The organism is Ancylomarina longa, assembly GCF_003996985.1.
Classification (GTDB): Bacteria; Bacteroidota; Bacteroidia; order Bacteroidales; family Marinifilaceae; genus Ancylomarina_A; species Ancylomarina_A longa.
The window spans coordinates 101,068-114,548 of record NZ_RJJX01000003.1 but is presented as its reverse complement, the minus strand read 5'-3'; the positions used below and the strand labels follow the sequence as shown (position 1 = coordinate 114,548).

Genomic DNA, 13,481 nt, shown 5'->3' with positions numbered 1-13,481 from the left:
TTTTTTAAGACTTGAGATAAGAAAATTAGTTTCGGCTAGCCAATTTTGATAATAAACGCAATAGTTCAACATACAACCAAACCAAAGTTACCATCAATCCAAATGCGGCATACCATTCCATATATTTAGCTGCACCTGATTGTGCTCCCTTTTCAATGAAATCAAAATCTAAGACTAAATTTAAAGCTGCAATAACTACTATGAACAGGCTTATTCCAATGCTCATCATGCCAGAGCCATTCATGAAATCAAAACCGACACCAAACATACCTAAAATCCAATTAAGCATGTAAAAAACAAATATTCCACCAGTAGCAGCGACTACACCCGCTTTAAATTTTTGAGTGACTTTAATCATTCCCGTTTTATAAGCAAACAACATTGCGAATAATGTAGCAAAGGTTAATCCTACTGCTTGCATCACAATTCCAGGATAATAAGCATTCATCATGGCTGATAATCCGCCTAACATTAACCCTTCGCACAATGCATAGAGGGGTGCTGTATAGGGAGACCAAACTGGCTTAAATGTAGTGACTAAAGCCAAAACCAAACCTCCAATTGCACCACCAATCAGCCATGGCATAATTGCAGGGTTCATTTGTCCTGGTATACTTGAATCGTAAAATAAACCCCAGGTGTAACTAGCTGCCGCAACCAGAAAGAATAACAATAAACCGATTTTATTCACGGTTCCATTTACCGTCATGCTTTCTTCATAACTACCCAATCTGGAGGTATCAAAAACTTTCTCGTTTAATACGGGATTCGAACTTTTTGTTAATTGCATATGTTTCAATACTTAATAAAGAAATTAGAAAACTCTAATAAATTACACGCATCAAATTTACTTTGTTTAATTTTCTTTTCCTAAATCTTAATTGTTAATCCTCGTTAATAGATTTCCTAAATCATCCTCTCAATTCCAGCTCATATTGAAGATTTTCCCATATCTCCAGCCAATTCTTATCCTTAGATTTTAAATGCAATACCAACTTGCTAATTTTTTCAGCAAGTTTATTATTCCGACGAACTATTTTCCCTAAACATCGAGCAAGCTGATTCCGATAATAACTATCCTCGATATTTTGAGGCAATATATCCACAAACTGCTCTAAATAGGAATCGTACTGATTGTCCTTTCTCATTGCCAGCCTTCCGGACAGCATGATTGCACAAAGTTCTTTCTTCCGATTCTTGGATTGAATCCAATCTTTCCCTAAGTCTTCAACATCAGACAAATTAACAAATAAATTCATACTCGCCTGCTCTAACAATTCATTGAAATCCATCTCCTTAAGCCATCTGTCTAGCTGTTGAGTATTTACAAGATTTGACTCCTCCAGTAAGGTCGCCAAAATCTTAGTTTCCCGGAAACCTTTTGCCCAAAGTTTATGAGCCAACAAATGATTTGGAGTGTAATCCGCAGCTATTTCACGCAGATTCACGATGCCTGCACCAACTGATTTTTGGTATGTCAGTCCCAAATTTTTCATCTCCTGGTGAGTTTCCCCGTTTCTTAATATTTGTATTTTCTTAAAAATATTCTGAAATTGATCTTCTATTTCCTGATCATCAATAAAAAATTCCATTTGTATAAAATTGGTTAAGTGTCTGCAAAGTTAGAGTTTATAATATTTTGAAGATATTTTTTTCATTTTTTTTCAAATTATTCTTGGAGAATAATTAAAGATTTCTCTATATTTGCACCGCATTAGAGCAAAAATGGTGATTGTAGCTCAGTTGGTTAGAGCGCTGGATTGTGGTTCCAGAGGTCGCCGGTTCGAAACCGGTCTTTCACCCAAAATAAAACCCAGATAGTTGATTTTCAACAATCTGGGTTTTTTCTTTCCTCTTAATTCCTTCTCAAACCCACAGCTCAAGCAGAATCTAACCAATTTAATTCAGGAGTAAAGCTATTCTTTTGTAAGACCATCCTCATTTGGAATATAATCAAGAATATCAGCGGGCTTACAATCTAATTCCTTACAAATAGCCTCCAGAGTAGAAAACCGAATCGCTTTTGCTTTACCACTTTTAAGAATTGATAAATTTGACACGGTAATCCCAATGCGATCAGCAAGCTCTTTTGAGCTCATCTTTCTTTTAACAAGCATTACATCTAGATTTGTTATTATAGGCATACCAAAACATTTTAAATAGTCAATTCTGCATCTTCTTTCATATTCAACCCAACCTTATATACTTCAGCTATCACAAAAATCATTAGTGATCTAATTACTCTAGCAAGAATCTTAAAATCCGGATTAACATTTACAGTCTGATTCAACACCTGAAAATCTGAAATTAAAAATAATGAAAAAATTAATGATACAAGAAATTGATATATTGCTAATCCCAACATAATAAAACCAACCATTCTTATTCTTTTATAATTCTCAATACAAAAATAGTTTTCCCTTCGACTGTCCTCTTTCAGAGAATTAAAAATATCCTTAAGTTGTTTTATCCCCAAAACAGACAGACCTCTAATAATAATATTATCAATCAAGACCCAAATTCCATATGCAATATCATTTGATTTATAAACATCAGGTATCACAACAAAATTTAAAATCCCATTAAAATGATCTCCTCCCAATAAGGAATAGGAACTTTAGGCATTAACAACGCCATTCATTAAAAACCTAAGACTTATATCATCTCCAAAGACTAATTTCGCAACAATGGCTATACTTGTTCCGATTAAGAAAAAGACACTGATAAAATATCCAATACTGAAAAGGATCTGAAAGAATTTGATAATTCTATTATTATTTTTCATATCTATATTAGTTTAATTACGAATTCAAATATAAATACACATTTCACCTTTAGCAACATTTTATTATTGTTTTTCGATAATTTATATATCTTTTTCAATAACAAACTAAGGATACAACAAAAAATATTACTCAAAACATTTAGGTTTTATTTCTAATTATAGATCAGAAGCTACTCAATTATTATCCGTATTTTCGGCACAAAATTTCCAAGCTAAAATTCGATGAACAAGAAATTTCTATTGATATACGGAAGCATTATTCTATCCATGTTATTTTGGAGTTTTTCCTTTGTGTGGGTAAAAATTGTTTATACCGTATATAATCCAATAACTACGGTTATTCTGCGTTTGATCATATCCTCATCCCTTTTATTTTTAATCGGTAAGGGATTAAATCGAATTCAAAAAATTGATAAAAAAGACAGAACACAATTAATGCTGCTGGCATTTTTTGAGCCATTCCTTTATTTCATGGGGGAAAGTTTTGGTCTCAAATTCGTTTCCTCTACACTGGGAGCGGTTATCATCTCCACAATACCTCTATTTTCGCCAGTGGCAGCCTACTTTTTTCATCGCGAAAAAATTGGAATCATGGGTGTTGTCGGCATCCTGATTTCAATATTAGGTGTGGCAGTCATTATTTTCAACAGAGACTTCAATCTAATAGCCTCTCCGTTGGGAGTAGCACTTATGTTTTTGGCGGTCGGGTCGGCTATCGCTTATTCTATTGTCTTGAAAAATCTAGCAGCAAAATACAATCCGATCACCTTAATATCCTATCAAAACTTAATCGGCATAGTGCTCTTCCTGCCCTTATTCTTTATTTTTGAATTTCAGGATTTCATACATGCAAAGCCTACTATAGATGTGTTGATCTCCCTATTTGAGCTTGCCATATTTGCTTCTTCATTGGCTTTTATATTCTTTACCTACGGATTGAATCACATTGGAATCACAAAGACCAATACCTTTATCAATGCAATTCCTGTTTTCACAGCAATTTTTGCATTTTTTGTACTCGACGAAATCCTCAATTTTCAGAAAATCACAGGAATTGCAATAGTAATTAGTGGTTTGTTCTTATCCCAAACCAAGTTGAATTTTTTAAAAGTCCGAAAAAAATAAATGAGCAAAATTAAAATCGACATAGAGCAATTAAAAATAAAGGCAAAAAATAACGAGGCTAACACGAAGGAGTTTTTTGCAAAATTGAAAAAGAAAAAACCAAAACAATTGGATTCAATTGTCCAGACCTTGCATAATGAAGTATTTGAAGAATTAGATTGTTTAGAATGTGCCAACTGTTGCAAAAGTATTAGCCCGATTATCATTGGTAAGGATATCGAACGTCTGGCAAAATACCTAAGACTAAAACCATCACAAGTAATTGATCAATATTTGGAATTAGATCATGAAAATGATTATGTATTTCGTCAAACTCCTTGCCCATTTCTGATGCCTGACAATTACTGCATGGTCTATGAAAATCGGCCGAGAGCTTGTAGAGAATACCCTCACACCGATCGAAAACGCTTTTATCAGATCCTAAATCTCAGTCTAAAAAACACTCACTATTGCCCTGCCGTTTACGAAGTTGTAGAACGATTAAAAAATAAAAAAGAACTGTTATAACCGTTCAATAATCGATTCGGATTTCTATCTTTAGCAAGCATAAACCCAAAAGTTGCATGAATAAACCTGCAGTAATCCTAACTTTTTCACTCCTCTCCTTTCAAATTGGATTTGCACAAACAGGCGGAGAAAATATATACGAGTTCCTTAATTTAGGAAGCTCGGCAAGAGTAGCTGCATTAGGAGGCGATCAGGTTGCACTAAGTGATGTATCTGCGGATTATGCATTCTACAATCCCGGGGCTTTACATCCTGAACTTGATCAGGAAATAGCATTAAACTATGTGAGTTATTTAGCCGGTATCAAATATGGCTATGCCTCTTACACGAAAGATTTCAAAGCTATTGGAACATTTTCATTGGGAATCCATTACGTAAATTACGGCAAGTTTATCGAAGCGGATGAATTTGGCTCTATTACCGGGAATTTTAAAGCCTCCGATTACGCAATATTACTAAGCTTTGGTCGAAAAATAAATAAATATTTAAGCATTGGAGCTTCAATCAAACCGATATACTCTTCCCTTGAAAAATACAATTCGTTGGGATTGGCAACTGATCTTTCTGTGATTTACGACAGCTCCAATAAGAGATTCAGAACTTCCATAGTTGCCAGAAATTTTGGTTATCAAATTAAGACTTATTACGGTTCTCACCGTGAAGACTTACCCTACGAGGTTTTGATAGGTATGAGTACCAAACTTCAACATGCGCCCTTTCGTTTTGCGCTAACCTATCGTCATCTCGAAAAATTTGACTTAAGTTATGAGTCGGAGCCAGATAATTCAATCGAGAATTTCACCAATACCACGACCTCAAAAGATCAATTCTCTGATAAAATTGTGAAACACCTCATTTTGGGAGTCGAATTCCTTCCCTCCGAAAACTTTAATCTTAGAGTAGGATACAATTTTCAAAGGCGCTCAGAATTAAAAGTAGAGGAAAAGACATCCACCGTTGGATTTTCATGGGGCTTTGGTTTTAAAGTTTCCCGCTTTCGTATCAGTTATGCTTCAGCAAAATATCATTTAGCAGGTAGTAGCAATCTATTTTCTATCAGTACCCGATTAAGCAATTTTAATTTCTGATAATTTCATTCCTAAACACGCATTGCAATCGTTTTCAGGGAAATGTCTATCCTGCAAGAACAGTTTTTTAAAGTAAAATCTAATTTATTGATGGATTTTCTTTATACTTTTGTAGCCAATTGCACAAAAATTTCGAGCAATAAATAGAATGGATAGACCTGATAAAAACCTAATTATAGCCATTGATGGACATTCGTCATGTGGCAAAAGTACCGTTGCCAAGGATTTGGCAAAAAAGATTAATTACACCTATATCGATAGTGGAGCAATGTATCGTGTTGTCACACTTTTTGCCATGAGAAATGGACTTATCCTTGAAGATAAGGTGGATGAGAACAAACTAGCACATTTTATTGACCAAATTAGCATCTCCTTTCGCTATAACGAGAGTAAACAGCGCCATGAAACCTACATGAATGACGAATTGGTAGAGGACGAGATAAGAAATATGGAGGTGTCGGACAAAGTCAGTTTCATCGCCAAAATTAAATTTGTTCGGGAAAAAATGGTGACACTACAACGAGACCTTAGCAAATCAGGAGGTGTTATTATGGATGGCCGGGATATCGGCACCGTAGTTTTTCCTAATGCCGATCTAAAAATATTTATGACTGCAGATGTAGAGGTGAGAGCTATCCGCAGGTATAAAGAGCTAAAGGAAAAAGGAGAAGATATCTCTTTAGAGGCAATCCGTGAGAATGTGAAAAAACGTGATTTTATCGACGAAAACAGAGAGGAAAGCCCCTTACGAAAAGCTGAGGATGCGATTATTCTAAACAATAGTCAACTCAGCCCGGAGGAACAGCTGGATTGGATTATTGAGAGGATGAAGGAGATAAAAAAAACAAGTAAGCTAGGATAATGAAGATTGAAATAGATCCCAATGCAGGTTTTTGTTTTGGTGTGATTAATGCCATTCAGAAAGCAGAAGAAACTTTAAAGAATCAGGAAGAACTTTATTGCATTGGAGACATTGTTCACAATAGTGCAGAAGTTAAAAGACTAAAGAACCTGGGACTTCAGACGATTAACAGCAATGAATTTACCAACCTATCAAGTAAAAGCGTGCTGTTTAGAGCGCATGGAGAACCTCCTGTTTCGTATAAAAAAGGAAAAAAAAATAAAATTGATATTATTGATGCTACTTGTCCTGTAGTATTAAATCTTCAAAAAAAAGTGAAAAAAGCTTACCGGGAGATTCAAAAATTAAACGGACAGATTGTCATTTATGGTAAAAAAGGACATGCCGAGGTAAATGGCCTTGTAGGACAAACCGAAGGAAATGCAATTGTCGTTTCCACATTAAAAGACTTAAAGTCGGTAAATCCTGAATTACCAGTCGTTCTGTTTTCACAGACAACAAAAACGATAGAAGGTTTTAATAAAATAGCGGAACGATTAAAGAAAACAGGCAAGAGTAGTGTGGAAATACACGATACCATATGCCGAAAAGTATCGAATAGAGTACCCCTTATAAGTAAATTTGCAAAAAAACACGATGTCGTGATTTTTGTAAGCGACAAGAAAAGCTCCAACGGAAAATTGCTTTTCGATGTTTGCACTAAAGCGAATAAAAGAAGTCATTTTGTATCAGGAATTGAGGATTTGGATACTAATTGGTTTACATCAGATGAATCCATCGGAATTAGTGGCGCAACATCCACACCGGAATGGTTAATGTCTGAAATTAAAGAAAAGATCAAACTTGAAATTAAAAGTAATATTAGCATGTCAAGAATTAAAAAAATAGGTGTGCTTACATCTGGAGGTGATGCACCTGGAATGAATGCTGCGATACGTGCAGTGGTTCGTACTGCCATCTATAACAATTTAGAAGTAGCCGGAGTAAAACAAGGCTACGAAGGTTTAATCACAGGTAATTTTGTAGCATTACAATCTCACGATGTAAGTAACATCATTCAAAGAGGAGGAACAATTCTTTGCTCGGCCAGAAGCCAGGAGTTTAGAACTGAAGAGGGAAGAAAAAAAGCTCACGAACAAATGATCGCCAATAATATAGATGCCTTGGTGGTAATTGGTGGTGATGGTACCTTTTCCGGTGCCCGCATTTTTTCTCAGGAGTATGAGATCCCTATTGTTGGTATTCCCGGAACAATTGACAACGACTTGTATGGAACCGATTATACAATTGGTTATGATACAGCTATCAATACAGTAATTGAAGCCGTTGACAAGATTCGTGATACTGCCAGTGCACACAATCGTCTGTTCTTTATCGAAGTAATGGGACGAGATGCTGGTTTTATCGCTTTAAGAAGTGGTATCGCAACCGGTGCTGAAGCTATTTTGATTCCGGAAAAAGAAACCCATGCAGACGAATTGCAAAAGTATTTGGAAAAAGAATACAAGGAACACAAAACCAGTGGTATTGTAATTGTTGCTGAAGGAGATAAATCAGGTGGTGCTTATACTATCGCGAAGGAAATCGGTAAACAACATCCCGAATATGATATCCGGGTTTCTATTCTGGGACACATGCAACGTGGTGGTTCTCCATCCGCTTTCGACCGTGTAACTGCATCCACTTTAGGGGTAGCAGCTGTTGATGCTTTATTAGATGATCAAAAAAGTATCATGGTAGGAATCGTGAATGGTGAGGTAACTCATGTTCCGTTCAATAAAACAATCAAAAACAAGAAAAAAGTGAAGGAATCATTGGTTAACATTAACGATATCCTTTCTATCTAAAGCTTTGTAAAAACCGGGTTTTGTTCCTAATTGTTTTGCATATTGATTGAGATTCACTTCTTGGGATTCTGATCAGATCCGCTAACTTTGAGGAAAATGCATTATCAATGAACAAAACTCCTGTATTTGCAGATCTTATTCTACCGCTTCCATTGGCCGGAATTTTCACCTACTCCATTCCGCTGGAGTTAAAAAATGATGTGGCCATTGGGAAAAGGGTAGTTGTTCCTTTCGGAAGCAAGAAGCTTTATACCGGAATTGTAAAAAAAATTCACAATTCTGCTCCTCAGGATTATACCATTAAAGCAATACTTGCCTGTCTTGATGAGGAACCCGTCCTCAATGCATATCAATTTCAATTTTGGGATTGGATTTCTCAATATTATCAATGTCCGCTTGGCGATGTTTTTAAAGCAGCAATTCCTTCAGGATTAAAACTGGAGAGTCAAACCAAAATTACTAAAATAGAGGAATTTGAAGCCAAAAGTCCACTTAGCAAAACCGAGGAACAAATACTACAAATCCTTTCCCATTCAAAAGATGTAAGTATTTCGAAACTAAATCAGTCTACTGGATTAAAAAATACATTGCCACAAATAAAAGCGCTTTTAGAAAAGGGTGCCATAGAAGTGGAAGAACAAATAACCAGAGGCTATAAAGAAAAGAAACAGGAATTTATTCGTCTAAGCAATAATTTCTCCGAAGAGCAGATGGGAGAAATCATGAATGAATTGAAAAAAGCTAAGAAGCAACAAGAACTTCTACTCTCCTATCTGAATCTATCGAAACATTTTTTTGAAACCGCCCCATTAAAGGTTGGTGTAAGCGAGCTCCTAAAATCTGTAAATAGTTCCAGAAGCATCCTAAAATCGTTGGTTGAGAAAAACATCTTACAATTTTACTACGAACAAATCGACCGAATAGATTTCTCTGCTTCCGAATTATCAGAATCAAAACAATTGAATGAATATCAAACCAAAGCTCTGGCAGAAATTCATACTCAATTCAAAGAAAAAAACTGTATCCTGCTACATGGGGTTACCTCCAGTGGCAAAACAGAAATCTATATCCACTTAATTGAAGAGCAGCTAAAACTTGGCAAACAGATTCTGTATCTCTTACCGGAAATTGCACTCACCACTCAAATCATCAATCGTTTAAAAACAGTATTCGGAAATAAAGTTGGTGTATATCACTCCAAATTTAACGATGCGGAACGAGTTGAGATTTACAATAATGTCAAGCAGAACAAAACCGAAAATTCGTATCAGATTATCCTGGGTGTGCGTTCCTCCGTTTTTCTTCCCTTTCAAAATCTGGGGCTAATAATTGTGGATGAAGAACACGAAAACACTTACAAACAATTCGATCCGGCCCCACGCTATAATGCCAGAGATGCAGCCCTTTACCTATCTCATCTGCATCAGGCAAAAACCTTATTGGGAACTGCAACGCCATCCGTAGAGACCTATTATAATGCACTAAATGGCAAATATGGCTTGGTGCAACTTTTTCAAAGACACCAGAATATAGAGTTACCGGAGATTATTCTTTCTGATATTAAGGAAGCCCGAAGGAAAAAACAGATGAAGTCTATCTTTTCTCCGGAATTATTACAATTGATGGAAACCAGTTTGGCGAATAAGGAACAAATTATTCTGTTTCAAAATCGCCGCGGTTATGCTCCCTATCTGGAATGTAAAAGTTGCGGCTGGGTACCTCAATGTCCCAATTGCTCGGTAAGTCTTACCTATCATCGTTACAATAATCAATTGATTTGTCATTATTGCGGACATGGGATTCATCCTCCTACCAGCTGTGAGCATTGCGGATCGACAAATTTGGAAGATCGTGGTTTTGGTACGGAGAAAATAGAAGAAGAATTGGAAGTTTTGTTCCCGGATGCACGAATCGCCAGAATGGATTTGGATACTACCCGAAAAAAACACGCCTACGAAAAACTGATTTATAAATTTGAAAATAGAAATCTGGACATTCTGGTAGGAACTCAAATGGTTTCGAAAGGATTGGATTTTGACAATGTGAGTTTGGTTGGTATTCTAAATGCCGATTCCATGCTTAATTTTCCTGATTTTAGAGCTTATGAGCGAAGTTATCAAATGATGGCACAAGTATCAGGACGAGCAGGAAGAAAAAATAAACGGGGTAAGGTGCTTATTCAAACCTACACGCCAGATCATCCTATTCTGCGCAATGTGATAGAGAATGATTATGCAGCTATGTATGCCAATCAAATAGAGGAACGACAAGCATATGCCTATCCTCCTTTTTATCGATTAATTCAGATTGTACTCAAACACAAAGACCAAAATTTGGTTAATAAAGCCGCAAACTATCTGGCTAAATCGCTACGTAAAATATTCGGTGTGAGGATATTTGGACCACAAGCTCCAATTATCAATCGCATTCAAAACACCTATATCGTAAATATTTTACTCAAGATTGAGAAGAAATCTTCCCCGGCAAAAGCCAAATGGATATTAAATCAACAAGCGAATTTTTTAAAGGAGATTGACCAATTCAAATCCATTCAAATTTATTTCGACGTGGATCCTATGTAGTTGCAAATTTTTATATCCGATGCTTGCGAGTACACTTCCTTTGCCCTATGCTGTTGTTCTAATTCTGAATTTAGAACATCCGTGTCACTGAGATTGCCATTATATTCACAGATTTGCGCTTCCGTGACAAAGATATGGTCTTCCGTAACACATAGATTGCCGTCATATTCACAGATTTACGCTTCCGTGACACAGATATAGTCTTCCGTAACACATAGATTGCCGTCATATTCACAGATTTGCGCTTCCGTGACATGAAGATTGCCTTCCGTAACACAGGAAATGCCGTCCGATTCGTTCGGAACAAGAAACCGGTGATTCGGAACCCCAAAAGTTTGATGCGGAAGTACAAATTGTTGATACGGAACAATGGGAGTCTGTCACGGATTAACCACCTGCTGATTCGCAGCAAGTTTTTTGTGATGATGAAAAGCTGCTAAGAGAAGATACTACTCGCCCTTCATAAATTGTAAAAACTACAATTATCTTTTTGAGGATCTGCAACTCGAAAACTCATCTAAAATAAAAGTTAAGCCTGATTTTAAAATCTAAAATGTTAAAAATACATAAGGAATATGCGAATCATTCGGTAACAAACGAATTTGTTTATCTTTGTTTAATCATTCAAAAATCAATGGATAGTGAACCAAATTGAATTAGAACAAATATTCGAAAGTTTTTCAAATTTTAATGTACTGATTATAGGCGACGTAATGGTGGATGCTTATGTTTGGGGAAAGGTAGAAAGAATATCTCCGGAAGCACCAGTACCAATTTTATCCTGTGTAAATCGGGAAAACAGATTAGGTGGTGCAGCCAATGTGGCATTAAACATCAAATCGATGGGTGCAAACCCAATTCTATGCTCGGTAATTGGGAATGATGAAAAAGGAAAGATATTTCTCGACCTATTGTCGGAGATACAAAAAGAACCAATTGGTATTACCTGTAGTGATCATCGCAGAACGACTGTAAAAACAAGATTTATTAGCGATAATCAACATCTCATCAGAGTAGATGAGGAGAATACGCACGAATTGGAGAAAGCCATTGAAACTGAATTTATCCTTCAGATAAAAAATTTGCTGGAAAAGGAGCAAATACACGCGATTATTTTTGAGGATTACGACAAGGGAGTGATCACCCGCAGATTAATTGAGGAAATAACCAATTCGGCAAATAAATTAAAGATTCCTGTTTTGGTCGATCCGAAGAAAAAGCATTATGCCGACTATAAAAACGTTAGTCTGTTCAAACCTAACTTTAAGGAATTTGTGGAAGGATCGAAACTTGATCTGGAAAAGGGAGATATAGAAGCATTGTACCGGGAAGCCAAGCATTTTCAGAATAAGATGGGAATTGAGAAATTATTAATCACTTTATCCGAATTGGGTGTTTTTATCAGTAATAATAAAAGCTACGAACACATACCCGCAGTAGTACGCGAAATAGCTGATGTTTCCGGTGCCGGAGATACCGTAATTAGTGTGGCTACCTTGTGTTTGGCAGCAGGAATGAAATCAAAGGATATTGCTGCCATGTCGAACCTGGCTGGCGGAATAGTTTGTGAGATTCCGGTGGTTGTACCAATCGATAAAAATCAGTTGTTACAGGAAAGTATTAACCTGTTTGTGAAAGCTTAATTTTTTTCTAACACTCGCAAATCGATTATGAAAAATATTGATCTTTAAGCACTTCATGTTTCGGGAATTTTAAATATTCACACTAAAATATGTTGATAATTTCACAGCCTGCGATACAATTTTAGGCTTACTCAAAATTTTAAATGTCCTTTAAAATTGTATCTTTGAGACGACATCAAAAATTTAATTTAAATCCTTGTAATACGAATTGTTTATGGCTAAAATAATTGCATTGGCAAACCAAAAAGGAGGAGTTGGAAAGACTACTACCGCAATTAATCTTGCATCGAGTCTGGCTGTATTAGAATATAAGGTTTTGTTAATTGATGCCGATCCACAAGCGAATTCCACCTCCGGAATTGGTTTTGATGTTCGTTCCATCGATAAGAGTATTTATGAATGTATTGTTGATGGAATAGATCCCAACGAAGCTATCTTAAATAGTGAAATTGAAGGTTTTGACATCATCCCATCCCACATTGATTTGGTAGGTGCTGAAATTGAAATGTTGAATCTTGCCAACCGGGAAAAAATCTTAACCAAAGTACTTGAAAAACTAAGTCCTGATTATGATTTTATTTTAATCGATTGCTCCCCATCATTGGGACTTATTACTGTAAATGCATTAACGGCAGCAAATTCTATTATCATTCCGGTTCAATGCGAATATTTTGCATTGGAAGGTCTGGGTAAACTTTTAAATACAATTAAAATCATTCAAAGCCGTTTAAATCCTGATCTGGAAATTGAAGGATTTTTATTAACGATGTATGATAGTCGTTTAAGATTATCCAACCAAGTGGTGAGCGAAGTTCGCAAGCATTTTCAGGAAATGGTTTTTGAAACAATAATACAACGAAATACAAAACTTGGCGAAGCTCCTAGTTATGGAAAGCCTGCAATTCTTTATGATGCAGACTCGGTAGGAGCCGTTAATTACTTAAACATGGCACGTGAATTATTGCAAAAAAACGACATGACCAAAATAAGTAATCAGGAAAAAATCATTAGAGAATAACATAGCTGTATGGCAGCATAAATT

12 protein-coding genes and 1 tRNA gene are annotated in these 13,481 nt (G+C 36.0%); 9 read left to right on the top strand and 4 right to left on the bottom strand.

What is annotated here, in order from left to right:
- Positions 1-25 precede the first annotated feature (25 nt).
- Positions 26-790 carry a Bax inhibitor-1/YccA family protein gene (locus DLK05_RS03755; protein ID WP_127342648.1) on the bottom strand — a complete coding sequence of 255 codons (765 nt, stop codon included), beginning with the start codon at positions 788-790 and terminating at the stop codon, positions 26-28.
- Positions 791-911: 121 nt separating this feature from the next.
- Positions 912-1,592 (bottom strand): DNA alkylation repair protein, encoded by a 681-nt coding sequence (locus DLK05_RS03750; RefSeq protein WP_127342647.1) that lies wholly within the window; start codon positions 1,590-1,592, stop codon positions 912-914.
- 135 nt (positions 1,593-1,727) lie between these two features.
- On the opposite strand from DLK05_RS03750, the gene DLK05_RS03745 reads away from it, so the two are divergent.
- Positions 1,728-1,803 (top strand) — tRNA-His (locus DLK05_RS03745).
- A gap of 113 nt (positions 1,804-1,916) precedes the next feature.
- On the opposite strand, the gene DLK05_RS03740 is transcribed toward DLK05_RS03745, so the two are convergent.
- Entirely contained in the window at positions 1,917-2,144 is a 228-nt protein-coding gene (locus DLK05_RS03740) for a helix-turn-helix domain-containing protein (RefSeq protein WP_127342646.1), read from the bottom strand.
- A gap of 11 nt (positions 2,145-2,155) precedes the next feature.
- Positions 2,156-2,602 carry a DUF2975 domain-containing protein gene (locus DLK05_RS03735; protein ID WP_127342645.1) on the bottom strand — a complete coding sequence of 149 codons (447 nt, stop codon included), beginning with the start codon at positions 2,600-2,602 and terminating at the stop codon, positions 2,156-2,158.
- A gap of 405 nt (positions 2,603-3,007) precedes the next feature.
- Between DLK05_RS03735 and DLK05_RS03730 the strand changes: the two genes are divergently transcribed.
- The 8 genes from DLK05_RS03730 (at position 3,008) to DLK05_RS03695 (ending at position 13,457) form a co-directional block, all read left to right on the top strand.
- Positions 3,008-3,910, top strand: coding sequence for a DMT family transporter (locus tag DLK05_RS03730; protein WP_127342644.1), 903 nt, complete (start codon positions 3,008-3,010; stop codon positions 3,908-3,910).
- Entirely contained in the window at positions 3,911-4,417 is a 507-nt protein-coding gene (locus DLK05_RS03725; RefSeq protein ID WP_127342643.1) for a YkgJ family cysteine cluster protein, read from the top strand.
- Between the two features lie 56 nt (positions 4,418-4,473).
- Positions 4,474-5,505: a type IX secretion system protein PorQ gene (porQ, locus tag DLK05_RS03720; RefSeq protein WP_127342642.1), complete on the top strand. Its 1,032-nt coding sequence runs from the start codon at positions 4,474-4,476 to the stop codon at positions 5,503-5,505.
- A gap of 148 nt (positions 5,506-5,653) precedes the next feature.
- Complete coding sequence (gene cmk, locus DLK05_RS03715; RefSeq protein WP_127342641.1) at positions 5,654-6,367, top strand: (d)CMP kinase; 714 nt, start codon at positions 5,654-5,656, stop codon at positions 6,365-6,367.
- Positions 6,367-8,214: a 6-phosphofructokinase gene (pfkA, locus tag DLK05_RS17895; protein WP_127342640.1), complete on the top strand. Its 1,848-nt coding sequence runs from the start codon at positions 6,367-6,369 to the stop codon at positions 8,212-8,214. Before cmk ends, pfkA begins: the two co-directional genes overlap by 1 nt.
- A 107-nt stretch (positions 8,215-8,321) precedes the next feature.
- On the top strand, positions 8,322-10,796 hold the full coding sequence (gene priA, locus DLK05_RS03705; RefSeq protein WP_127342639.1) for a replication restart helicase PriA: 2,475 nt from the start codon (positions 8,322-8,324) through the stop codon (positions 10,794-10,796).
- A 641-nt stretch (positions 10,797-11,437) separates the two neighbouring features.
- Positions 11,438-12,439 (top strand): bifunctional heptose 7-phosphate kinase/heptose 1-phosphate adenyltransferase, encoded by a 1,002-nt coding sequence (locus DLK05_RS03700; protein ID WP_127342638.1) that lies wholly within the window; start codon positions 11,438-11,440, stop codon positions 12,437-12,439.
- Between the two features lie 214 nt (positions 12,440-12,653).
- On the top strand, positions 12,654-13,457 hold the full coding sequence (locus tag DLK05_RS03695; protein WP_127342637.1) for a ParA family protein: 804 nt from the start codon (positions 12,654-12,656) through the stop codon (positions 13,455-13,457).
- Positions 13,458-13,481: the final 24 nt, after the last annotated feature.

Coding starts and splice junctions, on each gene's coding strand:
- DLK05_RS03750 (WP_127342647.1), bottom strand. CDS start 1,592: ATGGAATTTTTTATTGATGATCAGGAAATAGAAGATCAATTTCAGAAT.
- DLK05_RS03695 (WP_127342637.1), top strand. CDS start 12,654: ATGGCTAAAATAATTGCATTGGCAAACCAAAAAGGAGGAGTTGGAAAG.
- pfkA (WP_127342640.1), top strand. CDS start 6,367: ATGAAGATTGAAATAGATCCCAATGCAGGTTTTTGTTTTGGTGTGATT.
- DLK05_RS03730 (WP_127342644.1), top strand. CDS start 3,008: ATGAACAAGAAATTTCTATTGATATACGGAAGCATTATTCTATCCATG.
- DLK05_RS03740 (WP_127342646.1), bottom strand. CDS start 2,144: ATGCCTATAATAACAAATCTAGATGTAATGCTTGTTAAAAGAAAGATG.
- DLK05_RS03725 (WP_127342643.1), top strand. CDS start 3,911: ATGAGCAAAATTAAAATCGACATAGAGCAATTAAAAATAAAGGCAAAA.
- DLK05_RS03755 (WP_127342648.1), bottom strand. CDS start 790: ATGCAATTAACAAAAAGTTCGAATCCCGTATTAAACGAGAAAGTTTTT.
- porQ (WP_127342642.1), top strand. CDS start 4,474: ATGAATAAACCTGCAGTAATCCTAACTTTTTCACTCCTCTCCTTTCAA.
- priA (WP_127342639.1), top strand. CDS start 8,322: ATGAACAAAACTCCTGTATTTGCAGATCTTATTCTACCGCTTCCATTG.
- cmk (WP_127342641.1), top strand. CDS start 5,654: ATGGATAGACCTGATAAAAACCTAATTATAGCCATTGATGGACATTCG.